Below are 13,939 nucleotides of genomic sequence, written 5' to 3'. Positions count from 1 at the left end.
CTTAGGGCATCAATAATCAAGAATCGACAAAAAAATAAGCACGACGGTTCAAAGAAAAACCATCGTGCCTGGGATTAATCATGGGAATTGGGCGGATAGGGGTACAGAATCACTTCTCCGTCGAGGTATTCCGCTAAAAAGATATCCCGCGGTTCATAGCCATGGCGGGTCAATTCCTGCGTGAGCCATTCCGAATCTTTGTCGATCAGCACCAAGACGTCGGTATTGATCTGACCGTCGGCAATGATGGGAAAGCGGATGTTGTCTTCCCCCATTTGAACGACCGTCAACTGACCATTTTGTTCGAGGACAGCCCGCTTGACGTCTTGGATGCGCTGGACTCCCATGGCTCGCAGCTTCATCTGTAACTCAAAGGCCTGGATGCCAGAACGCAGGCAGGTTTCCGTCTGGAGTTCCCCTTGTTCGATGAGGATGACCGGTTTGCCGTCGACGAGGATGCGAATAAGACGGCTGACAGATTTTAAGTATTTCAAGGTCATGACCAGAATCGTCCAGACGACCATAATCATGAGAAACTGAAAAATACTGATCGTGTCATTATAAATGACGCCGCCGATAATGCCGCCGAGAACGTAATTCTGTATCTGATCCAAAGCCGACGTCGGTGCCAGATTGCGCTTTCCCAAGAGATTAATCTGTAAAATAAGGGCCAATAGTCCCAGACCCAGTTTAGCGAAAATCATAGAATACGGAAACATGGCCCCTCCTAGTGCGGAACGTCGACGAGTTTGACGTCTTTTTGAATTAAATAGACTCGGTTAATGCGGTAGGCTGTATAACTGCTGTTAAAATCGATGCGATAGTAATCGTCACGGATCTTAATCAGCATCCCGTCCTGCAAGCGCAATGAATTAACGGCAATATCCGACTCCGATAAGGTCATATTGTCGCTGAAGGTATCGAGAAACTGCATCATCCGCGACGTGTTCTCCCTCGTTTCCCGCTGGCGGCTGTAACTGTCCCAATTGGAACCGATTAAGAATAAGCCGATCAAGAGCAGGATGATGCTCAAATCACGGTACTTCGACTGCAGGCGGTTGCGCATGTATTTGGCAGTGATAATGACCAAGGCTACTAAAATAAAGAAAATCAGTCCGTATTGAAATAAGTAACTGACCTGAGCCTGGCTTTGCAGGTAAGCATACGTATAAAACTGCAAGAAGGATCCCCCTTTCCCTTTGTTTTTCTATTGTAGCAAATCTTTTGCAAAAAAATCAACTGAAAAGACCGCTTCCGACAATCGTCGACTGATAAAAAACAGCCTGCCGTCACAGACAGCAGGCTGTTTCCATCATAGCATATAAAGGCCGACGATGAGTCCCTTTCCGGAACGCATCTGCATGAAAGAGTACAGGCCTATCCCTTTAAGCAGATATATCATCGACAGCGATGAATCAGTTATTGGCAGCCGGCAATTCACTGGTGCAGTGCGGGCAGCGCGTGGCATCGTCAGCGATAGGCTGGCGGCAGAAGGGGCACAGGCGCGGATCTGCAACCGGTGCCGGTTTGGGCATCAAACGATTGAGCTGCTTGATGACGATAAAAATAGCGAAGGCAATAATTAAAAATTCAAGAATCGTATTGAGGAAAGAGCCGTAAGCAATAACCGGGATACCGGCGGCTTTGGCATCGGCCAAAGTTTCTACCTTTTCGCCGTTCATGCTCAAAGGAATGAAGAAGTCAGAAAAATCGATTCCGCCGAGGAGCACACCGATTGGCGGCATGATGATGTTATTGACAAGAGACGTAACGATTTTGCCAAAAGCACCGCCGACAACGACGCCGACTGCCATATCAAGGACATTCCCCCGCATGGCGAATTCTTTAAACTCTTTAATAAAACCCATGCTATCCACTCCTATTCAAAATATAATGATGAGATATTGGTACATCTATTCTATCACTACTTCTCAAAAAGTGCAAAAGGTTTTGGAGAGATTTAGTACAAATTATTTTCTATTTTGCATCGAAATTGCCAAAGGGCTGTTACCGGATACCGGCCAGCTTCGCTGGATCCATGGCCTTATCGAAATCGTCAGCCGTAACCCATCCCAGTTTCAGGGCTGATTCTTTGAGGGTCAAGCCTTCTTTCGCCGCCGTTTTGGCAATGGTGCAGGCCTTATCGTAACCGACTAAGGGTACAAGGCCAGTGACCAGGATCAGAGAATTGTAAAGATTGGTCTCGATCCGTTCTTCATTGGGCTCGATGCCGACGATGCAGTGCTTGCGCAGGGATTCCATGCTGTCCGACAACAAGCGGATCGACTGGATAAGGTTGTAGGCAATGACCGGCATAAAGACGTTCAATTCAAAGTTGCCCTGGCTGGCGGCGATACCCATGGTCGCATCGTTGCCCATGACCTGGACGGCAACCATGGTCACGGCTTCACACTGCGTCGGGTTGACCTTGCTGGGCATGATGGAGCTGCCCGGTTCGTTTTCGGGAATGCGGATTTCGCCGATGCCGCAGCGCGGTCCCGATGACAGCCAGCGAATGTCATTGGCGATTTTCATGAGGTCGCAGGCAAGGCCTTTCAGCATGCCGTGGACGGCAACGAGTTCATCTTTACTGGTCAGGGACTGGAATTTATTCGGTGCCGTATGGAAGGTCGTCCCCGTCAATTCACTGACGATTTCCGCAAAGCGGCGGTCATAGCCTTTCGGACAGTTAATACCCGTACCGACAGCCGTGCCACCCATAGCCAGGTCACGGAGAAAATCGACGCCACAGCGAAGCATTTCCTTATTGCGTTCAATCATGCGGGCCCAGCCGCTGAATTCTTGTCCCAGGGTCAAGGGAGTCGCATCCTGCAGGTGGGTGCGGCCGATCTTCACGATGTCTTTAAAGGCTTCCTGCTTATCACGCAGGGCCTGATAGAGGGCATCCATAGCCGGAAACAGCTGCTGTTCGATGAGCAGAACCCCGACCATGTGAAGGCCCGTCGGGAAGGTATCATTCGAACTCTGTGAATGGTTGACGTCGTCGTTTGGGTGGACGCGCTGTTCCTTGCCCGCCTCTTTAAGGATAGCCGCTGCCCGATGGGCTACGACTTCATTGACGTTCATATTGAACTGGGTCCCGCTTCCGGTCATCCAAACGGCCAGGGGGAAATTGCCGTCGAGTTTCCCTGCCAATATTTCATCGCAGGCCATTGCAATGGCATCGGCCTTATCGGCATCGACGACGCCCAGTTCCTTATTGGTCAGGGCGGCTGCTTTTTTCAGATAGGCAAAGACCGTGACCATTTCGGCAGGAATCTTTTCCGTCCCGATTTTAAAGTTTTCAAAGCTCCGCTGGGTCTGAGCGCCCCAGAGCTTGTCTGCCGGGACCTTAATCTCTCCCATCGAGTCTCTTTCAATACGATATTCCATAGTATCCTCCTTTAAATTCCCATGGCAGACGGATAAAAAATACGAGCATCCATCGTTTTTAAGTCAGCTGCCATGAGTGGTCTGAATTCCATTTGGGCTATGATATCCCGCTCTATATCGATACCCGGTGCGATTTCGGTCAGCATCAAGCCGTCTGGTGTCAAACAAAACACAGCTCGCTCGGTCACGACCAGGACGTCTTGATTCCGAGCCGCAGCATAGGTCCCGGAAAAGGTAATCTGTTCGACCGTCTTCTTAAATTTCTTATAACGTCCTTCATGGTCGATGATTAATTTTCCGCCCTCACAGTGTTCCCGCAGTTGACCGGCCGTAAAGGTTCCCATGAAAATCAACTTCTTCGTAGCCTGTGTCAGATCCATAAAGCCCCCGGGACCGGTAACACGGCCGTTGAATTTCGAGACATTGACATTCCCTTGGACGTCGATTTCCGCCAACCCTAAGGCGCAGAGGTCGAGGACCCCGCCGTGACAGATATTAATCATATCAGACAGCTTCAATTCGGCTTCTGCATTGATGGCCGCGCCCATATCGAGTCCCGATAAGGGAATACCGCCGATGATGCCCGAATCAGCCGCCAAGGTCAGACTCGGACCGAATCCTTCTTCTGCCGCAACGGCACCGATGATTTCGGGAATGCCGATACCAAGATTCATGACGTCGCCCTTTTTCAGTTCCATCGCCGCCCGGCGGGCACAGATTTTCCGGTTATCCAAGGGATGAGGCGGCAAAGATTGGATAACCATCCGTTTTTCACCGCTCAGTTCGGGCCGATAGCCCCTGGCGGCAAAGCTTTGGACGTGATATTTCGGACGGGGCACGACGATGTAGTCGACGAGAAAATGAGGAATCTTCACTAATCGCGAGTCAAGGCGTCCCCGAGGTACGACATCTTCTACCTGGACGACGACGATTCCCTTTGACTGGCGCGTCGCTGCGGCGACTTCAAACTGCTCGCCGATCATGGCTTCCCGCTCAAGGGAAATATTACCGTCTTCATCGGCTAAAGAGCCGCGAATGAAGCAAATATCGAGGGGAAAGGCAGGATAATAGAGGTACTCTTCTCCCTCGATATGAGCCAGGCGAACGATATCCTTTCCTTCGGCCATCGTCTTGTCATTGGCCTTGCTGCCGTCGAGGCGCGGGTCGGCCAAGGTATGGAGTCCGATATCGGTCCAAACACCTTTTCGTCCGGCAGCCAAGGCTCTATACAAGTCCAACAGGGTTCCCGCCGGTACGGTATAAGCTAAACATTCATTCGCTGTCACCTTATCGGCTAATTTTTTTTCGGCACCGAAGTGACTGGTAATGATCGTCCCCAAAAGGCCTTTGGCTGCCAGACGATCACCGCCGCGTCCCCAACCGTCGCTCGTCCCGGTAATTTTCACTAACGTCAGATTGCGCGGATGCCCCTCTTCGGCATATCGGTCATGCAAAGCCTTGAACAATCCGTCCGGTGTACCGAATCCGGCTTGGCCGCTGACAGCCAGGGTCGTGTCATTACGGACCAATCGCGCTGCCTCATAAGGTGTGATAAATTGTACCATATGCCCCCTCCTGTCGCTTTGATACAAACCTTTTATCTTCTTAGAAAGAAAGCCCCTTTACCATAAAGGGGCTTTGTGAATCGTAAGCGATTACGACAAATGTTTTAATCCTTTAGCACCGATATCGCGGCGAACTTGCTGGCCGTCAAAGTGGATTTTATCCACTTTGTCATAAGCCTTTTCAATGGCATTTTTAAGGTCCGGTGCCACAGCCGTTACACCGAGAACACGGCCGCCATGGGTCACATAGGCCCCGTCCTGTTTGGCCGTTCCCGAATGGAAGACCATCGTATCGTCGCTGTCGATACCGTCGAGGCCGCTGATGACATCGCCCTTATGAGACGAAGCCGGGTACCCGGCAGAGGCCATGATGACGCAGCAGGCCGAAGCATCTTTCCAGTGAACCATATCAGGCGACAAAGTTCCCTTCGTGCAGGCATACATGATCTGTGCCAAGTCTCCGTCGAGGAGGGGCAGGACAGCCTGCGTTTCCGGGTCGCCGAAGCGGCAGTTGAATTCGACGACTTTCGGGCCATCTTTTGTAATCATGAGGCCGGCGTAGAGGCAGCCCTGATAGGTAATGCCTTCGGCCTTGAGGCCGTCTACGACAGGCCGTAAAATCGTGTCTTCTACGACTTTTTGAATAGCCGGCGTAAAGACCGGAGCCGGTGCGTAAGCCCCCATGCCGCCCGTATTGGGTCCTTCATCGTTATCGAAGATACGCTTATGGTCCTGAGCTGAAATCATGGGCACAATTGTCTTGCCGTCGACGAAGGCAAGAAGGCTTGCTTCTTCACCAACCATGCATTCTTCGATGACGATGCGGCCGCCGGAAGCCCCAAAGATGTGATCTTCCATCATGGCATTGACGGCTGCAACAGCTTCTTCTTCCGTCTGGGCTACGACGACGCCCTTGCCGGCAGCCAGACCGTCAGCCTTGACGACGATGGGAGCGCCTTGTTCATGAATGTAAGCTTTGGCGGCATCGCCGTCGGTAAAGGATTCATAGGCTGCCGTCGGAATCCGGTATTTCTTCATGAGATTCTTGGCAAAGACCTTGGAGCCTTCCATCTGAGCCGCTGCTTTATTGGGACCGAAAACAGCCAGCCCTTTGGCCTGGGCTATGTCCGCCAAGCCTTCCGTAAGGGGTACTTCCGGACCGACGACGAGCATATCGATTCCTTCAGAAACGGCGTAGTCGGCAATGCCTTCAAGATCAGACAAGGAAATATCGACGCATTTGGCGATATCCGCCATAGCGGCGCTGCCGGGAATGGCGTACAAGGCATCGACACTCGGGCTCTGAGCTAATTTCCAAGCCAGGGTATGTTCGCGGCCGCCGCCGCCGATGACTGCTACCTTCATTACTTTGCAGCTCCCTTCTCAACCTGTTCCGCCAGATACGCTGCGATAGCCGTATCGTAGACAGCCGTATGATGAAAGGCTTCCTGCGCCAATTCCAAGCGATATTCATCGGAAAAGGCACCGTCTTTTTGGAGGATGGAAATGATTTCACTATACTTGTCGGGATTTGTTACGATGGCGACATATTTGTTATTCTTCGCCGAAGCACGGACCATGCAGGGACCGCCGATGTCGATGTTTTCAATGGCTTCGGCCAAGGTGACATTCGGTTTGGCAATGGTCTGCTGGAACGGATAGAGGTTGACGACGACCAAATCGATTGGCGTAATGTCGTGATCCTTCATGGCTTTGACGTGTTCCGGATTATCGCGGACAGCCAAAATAGCGCCGTGAATCTTCGGATTAAGGGTCTTGACGCGGCCGTCCATCATTTCCGGAAAGCCCGTTACGTCCTGAACGGCAATGACCGGTACGCCTGCTTCTTTTAACGTACGCATGGTACCGCCCGTCGAAATGATTTCAATGCCGAGAGCCGCCAGGGCCTTGCCCAATTCGACGACGCCCGTTTTATCAGATACACTAATGAGTGCGCGTTTTACCTTCATGCTAACCTTCCTCCTATTCCTGAGTTCCCATGACGACATTGCCGCGGACCGTCAGTTTGTCGTCACAAAACAGAGCCGCTGCCTTGATGTATGTCGGATGTTCTTTAGTCAGAATCCGAGCCGCCAGCGTATCTTCCGTATCATCTTCATAAACCGGCACGGAAGACTGCAGGATAATCGGGCCGGCATCCATATCAGGCACGACGAAATGAACCGTGCAGCCGGCAATCTTGACGCCGGCTTCAATAGCCTGACGCTGGGCGTGGAGGCCGCGGAAGGACGGCAAGAGGGCCGGGTGGATATTGAGCATCTTGTGCTCATAATGGGAGATGAAATCGCCGCTCAAGAGCCGCATGAAGCCGGCCAGGCAGATGATGTCGGCTTCATAAGGGGCAATGGCGTCGAGGATGTATGCTTCAAAAGCTTCTTTCGAATCAAAGGCCTTGCGGTCAGCTAAGATGACCGGTACGCCCCATTCCCGGGCCCGATCCATGACCGGCGCGCCGGGGATATCGCAGACCAAGGCTTTAATATCAGCCTTGATGGTACCGGCTTCGACGGCATCATGGAGAGCGATGGCATTGGACCCGCGGCCTGAGGCAAAGATGACCATCTTTTTCTTAGTCATGGAACACGCCTCCCCGCAAAGTAACGGGTACGTCGGAGTCTACGACCTTGCCGATGACGTAGGCTTTTTCATCGCGGTCAGCCAAATTCTTAAGAATGCTGTCGGCATCCTTTTCGTCGACGATCATGATCATGCCGATACCCATGTTAAAGGTGCGGTACATTTCTTTAGCATCGACGCCGCCCCACTTTTGCAGGAGCGAGAAAATAGGCAGCTGCGGCCACGACGTGACGTCGATATCGACGCCGACGCCTTTTGGCAGGACGCGGGGAATATTTTCATAGAAGCCGCCGCCGGTGATGTGGACCATGCCTTTGACGGTAAAGTTTTTGATGATCGGCAGGCACGGACGCGGATAGAGGCGGGTCGGCGTGAGCAGGCATTCACCGATGGTCATGCCCAATTCATCGACGTACTGGTCGAGTTTCATCTGCTGGCGTTCAAAGACGATCTTACGGACCAAGGAGAAACCGTTAGAATGAACCCCCGTCGACGGCAAGCCGATGAGGACGTCGCCGGCCTTGATCGTTTCGCCGGTAATGACTTTGTCGCGGTCGACGATGCCGACGCCAAAGCCGGCCAAATCGTAGTCGTCTTTAGCATAGAAGCCGGCCATTTCTGCCGTTTCACCGCCGAGGAGAGCGCAGCCTGATTCTTTGCAGGCATTGGCTACCCCTTTTACAATGGAGGCAACCTGAACCGGATCGAGCTTGCCGACGGCGATGTAGTCGAGGAAGAACAAGGGTTCCGCACCTTGAACGAGGACGTCATTGATGGACATGGCCACGCAGTCCTGACCGACCGTGTCGTGCTTGTCCATCAGGATGGCCAGGCGCAGTTTCGTACCGACACCATCGGTACCGCTGACCAGGATTGGCTTTTTAATATCGCTGTCCATCAGCGAAAAGAGGCCGCCAAAACCGCCGAGGTCCCCAAGGACTTCGGGACGGTACGTAGCTTTTACAGAATCTTTCATCAATTCGACGGCTTTATTGCCTGCGTCGATATCGACACCGGCATCGGCATAGGTCAAACCTTTATTTGTGTTCGAGAGCATATTTTTCTCCTTCCTCGTTCGTCTGCGGCGTATCCGTAGGATAATCATCATTGAAGCAAGCTAAGCACATATCTTCCTGAGGAATGTGTTCAATCGCCCGGTTCAGGCCGTCGATGGAAATGAAGTGCAGCTTGTCGACGCCGATGTATTTTTGAATCTGTTCCTGACTGAAGGTCGACGCAATGAGTTCCTTGCGGACCGACGTATCGATGCCGTAGAAGCAGGGATATTTGATAGGCGGTGCCGAAACGCACATATAGACTTCCTTGGCACCGGCTTCCCGCAGGAGCTTACAGATGATGCCGCTCGTCGTGCCGCGGACGATGGAGTCGTCGACCATGACGATGCGCTTGCCCTTTACGACGGATTTAACGACGTTGAGTTTCATGCGGACAGCTAATTCACGCTGTTTCTGATTCGGCTTAATAAAGGTACGGCCCATGTAGCGGTTCTTGATGAGACCATGTTTGAAAGGAATGCCCGAAGCCTGGGAGTAGCCGATGGCTGCCGTATTGCCGCTGTCGGGGACAGCGATGACGATATCCGCATCGTACTGGGTTTCATTCCACATTTCACGACCCATGTTCAGGCGGGCCTGATAGACGTCCTGACCGTCGATGACGCTGTCGGGACGGGCAAAATAGATGTATTCAAAAGAACATACCTGCTTGCGCGGTGCCTTGGCGAAGATCGTCGATTTGACCCCGTTTTCATTGATCTGAACGAATTCGCCGGGATGGACGTCGCGGACGAATTTAGCGCCAATGGCGTCGAGGGCACACGTTTCCGAAGCCAGGACCCAACCGCCTTCATCGGTACGGCCGATGCACAACGGACGGAAACCATAAGGGTCACGGACGCCATAAAGGGTGTCTTTGGTCATGAGAACCAAAGAGTAGGCACCTTGAATGCGGTTCATGCTTTCCATGATACGTTCTTCAATGGTAGATTTCTGGCTGCGGCTGATGAGGTTGACGATGATTTCACTATCCATAGTCGTCTGGAAAGCAGCGCCGCCGCGGTCGAGTTCTTCGCGGAGAGCCCGGGTATTGGTCAGGTTGCCGTTATGAGCCAGAGCCAACTGTCCCATCGGTGTATATACCGCCAAGGGCTGGATATTGCGCGGGTTATTGGAACCGGTCGTCGAGTAGCGGACGTGGCCGATACCGACAGGCCCCCCTTCTTCTTCCGGTACGCCGTCGGCAAAGACCGTGCTGATGAGCCCCATGCCGCGGTAGGTATGGATATCCTGGCCGTCAGTCAAGGCAATGCCGCCGCTTTCCTGGCCGCGGTGCTGCAGGGCAAAGAGCCCCCAATATACGTAGCGGGGAATATCAAGGTGTTTATCAAAAATCCCTAAGACGCCACATTCTTCATGCTGCTTATCCCAAATCGGATCGTAAAACATGAATTAAACCTCCTGTTATTGAGAAAAATAGGACGCAATCCCCTTACAGGGCTTTTACGTCTTCTTGTAATTTCTGGTTCTTAGCCATGACTTCATTGGCCATGTTTTCGCGATAAGCCTTGTACTTCTTCGCTAATTCGGCATCGCTGACAGCGCCGATCTGAACAGCCAAAAGGGCCGCATTCTTTGCGCCGTTAATGGCGACAGTCGCAACGGGAATCCCCGACGGCATCTGAACGATGGCCAAGAGGGCATCCATGCCCTGCAAACTGCCGCTTTCCAAAGGAACGCCGATGACCGGCAGCGTCGTGTAGCTGGCTACGACACCGGGCAAATGAGCTGCCATACCGGCGCCGACGACAAAAGCCCCGATACCGCGTTCTTCAGCTGTCGTGACGAATTCACGAACCGCTGCCGGCGTCCGATGGGCCGATGCCAATAAGACTTCATAGTCTACCCCAAATTCTTTAAAAATAGCTACTGCTTTTTTCATAACGGGAAAATCAGAGTCGCTTCCCATAATTAAAGCTACCTTCATCAGAGACCCCTCCTTAGGAATAACAAAACCCAAAAGTGACAGAAATCACCTTTGGGCTTTCAGTTAGATACACGGAGACTGTTTACAAACGGCATAAAAACCTGTCCATAAACATTTTGTCATAGTGCGTCTCCTTATTGATTAAAATATTTATCAAACACACTTTGATTCTATCAAAAACACACCTGCCTGTCAATGAAAAACCGCCTTTCTATGGTAAGACAGTATCCCCCTATCGGGGACTGTGTTACAATAAAGCAAAGACGCGATCGAACGGAGGAATATCCATGAATTTAAACGCCGAGCAGCAGCAAGTCGTACAAGAGCTGTCAGAGTCCATTTTACTCAATGCCCCGGCCGGGACCGGCAAGACCCGGGTCCTGGCAGCGAGGGTTGCCAATATCATAGAAAAAAAGAAAGCCGAAGGTTCGGAAATCTTATGCCTGACCTTTACCAATCGGGCCTGCAAGGAACTGAAGAACCGTATCATCGAAACAGTTCCGGAAGAAGGGTTCGCCGTCACCGTAAAGACCATCCACAGCTTTTGCTACAGCCTCATCAAAGAAGAGACCAAGCGGCAAAGCGACCGCTACAACGATTTCCTGATTTATGACGATGAAGACTGTAAACAGATTATCGGCGCCATAGAGCTTACACAAACGACACCGCGTCCGGCATTACAGGAACTTCAGACCTTCATCGAATTTGAAAAAAAGAAACGAGTCTTCCCCGGCCTGCGCGATTTTACCAATATTCAGGATGACCTCAAAGGGTGGCTCGCGGACTACGGCGAAGACCTTGTCTGGGAGTACGACGCCGCCCTTGCCGAAAACCACGCCATCGATTTTACCGACCTCATTACCGGTGCCTATGAATTTCTCCAAGACGATGCCATCTGCCGCCGCTGGCGGGAAAAGTTCCGCTTCATCTCGGTCGACGAAATGCAGGATACGAGCGAAGTCGAGTACACCGTCATCAGCCGTCTCTTCCCGGGCCGCAACATCCTCCTTTGCGGCGACTACTTCCAAACCATTTACGAATGGCGCGGCTCCTATCCCGAATACATTTGGAAAGAATTTAGAGCCGGTTATCATCCCCGGGAAATTACCTTCATCCAAAATTACCGATCTACCCAACTCCTGCTGGATGCCGCTCAGACGTTCTTATTCCGCGGCATGGGGCTGGCGACCGTCCAGAAAATCTATACCCGGCCGGGCATCTCCGCGTCAAAAGAACGCGGCGAACCCATCGTCCTTCATAAAGCCGACACCTGGATGGAGGAAGCCCGCTGGATTTTCCGGGAAATCAAGGCCCTGCCACCGGAAGAACAACTGAAGACCTGCATTCTCGTCCGCGACAACCGCCAGGCTAAGCTGATCTGGATGGGCATTACCTCGCACAACCAAAAGCTCCCCCAAAACCAGCAGCTGCCGGTTACCTGCATCGACCAGTTTCACTTGTTCAAACGGCAGGAATGTAAGGACGTCCTGGCCTACCTTAGACTCTCGCTCAATAAGCACGACAACCTCAGCCTGAAGCGAATCGTCCAACGCTTCGTCCCCCGCATCGGCCGGCGTACATTGGAGACCATTGAAAGCGATTCCTATCGAAAGGTCGGCCTCATGCTCAGCGATTTCATCGATCCCCTGTCCCACCAAGCGGGCGACCCTTATGGGCTGTTGCTGACGGCCTTAGCCGAGGAACGGCTGGTCGTCTTCGACGTCGAAAGTACGGGTACGGACACGACGCAGGATGAAATCATCCAAATCGCCGCCATCCGCCTCGATGCCAAGGGGCAGGTAAAGGATAAGTTCAACACCTATGTAAAGGCCGGCCGCTCCGTCGGCACGGCATACTACGTCCACCACATCAGCGACGAAAAGCTGGCCGCCGAAGGAATTCCGCCGCAAGAAGCCCTGACAAAGTTCTTGGCCTTTGCCAAAGACGCCGTCATCGTCGGCCACAACGTCACCTATGACTTGTCCATCCTCCACAGCGAACTCCAGCGCCTGGGCATTTCCGAAAGGGCAGACTTTCCCTATTACGATACCCTCGACATCTACCGCCGTTTTTATCCGAACTTGATTAACCATAAATTAGACACCTTGAGCCACCACTTTCCCATTGGCCATAAACCGACGCACGACGCCTTTGACGACATTCTGGCCACAGCCGGGCTCCTGGTCTATGCCATCGACGAGAAGATCCGCCCGACGGAAGGGGCACGACGAGCCGCGATGGCCATCTATCTCCCCCTCTTTGCCCCCTTCAGCCGTGAAATGGACGCCTTGCGGCGCTTGTCATATAAGGCCCGGCCCACCGAAGTCATTACGTCCGTCATGAACGACAGCGGCGTCAAAGCCTGGTATCAAACACATCGCGATACCTCCGATGCAGCCAATCACATCGACCGGCTGGAAAACATCCGCAAGCTCTACCGCATCGCCAAAGAAACGGACGATCCCGGCCAGAATCCGCGCGACGCCCTGACCGAATTTCTCAAGATGACGGCCCTTTCCAACAGCGAACTCGACAGCATGCTGTCCAAAGACCCGAAAATACCGATCATCACCATTCACCAAGCCAAAGGCCTTGAATTCGACTATGTCTTTATGGCCAGTTTAGAAGACCATGTCTTCCCGACCTATTGGTCCCGACAAAATGGAAGTATACAAGAAGAAATACGCCTCTTTTATGTCGCCATGACGCGTGCAAAAAAGAGGCTGTATCTGAGCTGGCACCAAGGGTATGCCCGGCAGAGCTATCAGCCGAGCCGATTCCTGCATGGTATCACCGATGATTACTATAAAATTAGATAAGGCCGGCCATCCCCAGTACCAGACCTAAGACGCCGGAACCGAGGAGGACCTTGATGACGCCGATTCCCTTACGGGTTGCAATGATAGCGGCGATGAGGATGACGAGTCCGCCGCTGCTGAAGGCCAGCCAATCAGAGGGCAGCTCTTCCGTATTCCATAAAGCCAAGAGGATGAAGCTCAGGCTGGCTACGCAGATAAGAGCTACGACGGCCGGACGCAGGCCGTTCAAGATACCGCGAATCGGTCCGATATCGCCGTACTTCAAAAAGATGCGGGCTAAAAAGATACCCAAGAAAAAGGACGGCGTTACAAAGCCCAGCGTCGCTACGACGGCACCGCCAAGACCTGCGATGCGGGTCCCGACGAAGGTCGCCGCGTTTATGCCGATCGGCCCCGGCGTCATCTGCGAAATCGTAAAGATATCGACGAATTCACTCATGGTCAGCCAATGGAAGGTATCGACGACGCTGGCCTGAATAAGGGGCATAGAGGCATAGCCGCCACCGACACAGAAGATGCCGACTTTAAAAAATTCCCAAAATAGCAAAGCATAAATCATGA

At 52.5% G+C, this 13,939-nt stretch carries 13 protein-coding genes; 1 reads left to right on the top strand and 12 read right to left on the bottom strand.

The window, feature by feature from the left end; all coding sequences use genetic code 11:
* Positions 1 to 74: 74 nt before the first annotated feature.
* The 11 genes from UCI88_RS03405 to purE all read right to left on the bottom strand — a co-directional run bounded on the left by UCI88_RS03405 (position 75) and on the right by purE (position 10,559).
* The gene (locus tag UCI88_RS03405; protein ID WP_256180277.1) at positions 75 to 719 is read right to left on the bottom strand and encodes a DUF421 domain-containing protein; all 645 of its coding nucleotides are present in this window, start codon (positions 717 to 719) and stop codon (positions 75 to 77) included.
* Positions 720 to 727: 8 nt separating this feature from the next.
* A complete protein-coding gene (locus UCI88_RS03400) occupies positions 728 to 1,180 on the bottom strand; it encodes a DUF3290 domain-containing protein (protein ID WP_044504027.1) in 453 nt (150 codons plus the stop codon).
* Positions 1,181 to 1,415: 235 nt separating this feature from the next.
* A complete protein-coding gene (mscL, locus tag UCI88_RS03395) occupies positions 1,416 to 1,868 on the bottom strand; it encodes a large conductance mechanosensitive channel protein MscL (RefSeq protein WP_044504028.1) in 453 nt (150 codons plus the stop codon).
* Positions 1,869 to 2,007: 139 nt separating this feature from the next.
* A complete protein-coding gene (gene fumC, locus UCI88_RS03390; protein WP_256180278.1) occupies positions 2,008 to 3,393 on the bottom strand; it encodes a class II fumarate hydratase in 1,386 nt (461 codons plus the stop codon).
* Between the two features lie 11 nt (positions 3,394 to 3,404).
* Positions 3,405 to 4,958 (bottom strand): acyl CoA:acetate/3-ketoacid CoA transferase, encoded by a 1,554-nt coding sequence (locus tag UCI88_RS03385; RefSeq protein WP_256180279.1) that lies wholly within the window; start codon positions 4,956 to 4,958, stop codon positions 3,405 to 3,407.
* Between the two features lie 90 nt (positions 4,959 to 5,048).
* A complete protein-coding gene (gene purD, locus UCI88_RS03380; RefSeq protein WP_256180280.1) occupies positions 5,049 to 6,323 on the bottom strand; it encodes a phosphoribosylamine--glycine ligase in 1,275 nt (424 codons plus the stop codon).
* Positions 6,323 to 6,928, bottom strand: coding sequence for a hypothetical protein (locus UCI88_RS03375; protein WP_049917316.1), 606 nt, complete (start codon positions 6,926 to 6,928; stop codon positions 6,323 to 6,325). The genes purD and UCI88_RS03375 overlap by 1 nt, the downstream gene beginning before the upstream one ends.
* 13 nt (positions 6,929 to 6,941) lie before the next feature.
* Positions 6,942 to 7,556 (bottom strand): phosphoribosylglycinamide formyltransferase, encoded by a 615-nt coding sequence (purN, locus tag UCI88_RS03370; protein ID WP_256180281.1) that lies wholly within the window; start codon positions 7,554 to 7,556, stop codon positions 6,942 to 6,944.
* Entirely contained in the window at positions 7,549 to 8,613 is a 1,065-nt protein-coding gene (gene purM / locus UCI88_RS03365; protein WP_256180282.1) for a phosphoribosylformylglycinamidine cyclo-ligase, read from the bottom strand. The genes purN and purM overlap by 8 nt, the downstream gene beginning before the upstream one ends.
* A complete protein-coding gene (purF, locus tag UCI88_RS03360; protein WP_044504034.1) occupies positions 8,594 to 10,021 on the bottom strand; it encodes an amidophosphoribosyltransferase in 1,428 nt (475 codons plus the stop codon). Before purF ends, purM begins: the two co-directional genes overlap by 20 nt.
* Before the next feature lie 43 nt (positions 10,022 to 10,064).
* On the bottom strand, positions 10,065 to 10,559 hold the full coding sequence (gene purE / locus UCI88_RS03355; protein WP_044504035.1) for a 5-(carboxyamino)imidazole ribonucleotide mutase: 495 nt from the start codon (positions 10,557 to 10,559) through the stop codon (positions 10,065 to 10,067).
* 287 nt (positions 10,560 to 10,846) lie between these two features.
* Here purE and UCI88_RS03350 point away from each other — a divergent pair, with 287 nt between their 5' ends.
* On the top strand, positions 10,847 to 13,378 hold the full coding sequence (locus tag UCI88_RS03350) for a 3'-5' exonuclease (protein ID WP_256180283.1): 2,532 nt from the start codon (positions 10,847 to 10,849) through the stop codon (positions 13,376 to 13,378).
* On the opposite strand, the gene UCI88_RS03345 is transcribed toward UCI88_RS03350, so the two are convergent.
* A complete protein-coding gene (locus UCI88_RS03345; RefSeq protein WP_256180284.1) occupies positions 13,371 to 13,937 on the bottom strand; it encodes a chromate transporter in 567 nt (188 codons plus the stop codon). The genes UCI88_RS03350 and UCI88_RS03345 overlap by 8 nt on opposite strands.
* Between the last annotated feature and the right edge of the window lie 2 nt (positions 13,938 to 13,939).

This window comes from Megasphaera massiliensis (assembly GCF_036305205.1).
GTDB lineage: Bacteria > Bacillota > Negativicutes > Veillonellales > Megasphaeraceae > Megasphaera > Megasphaera massiliensis.
The sequence above is the reverse complement of the archived record's forward strand: the minus strand, read 5'-3'. Positions and strand labels throughout refer to the sequence as shown.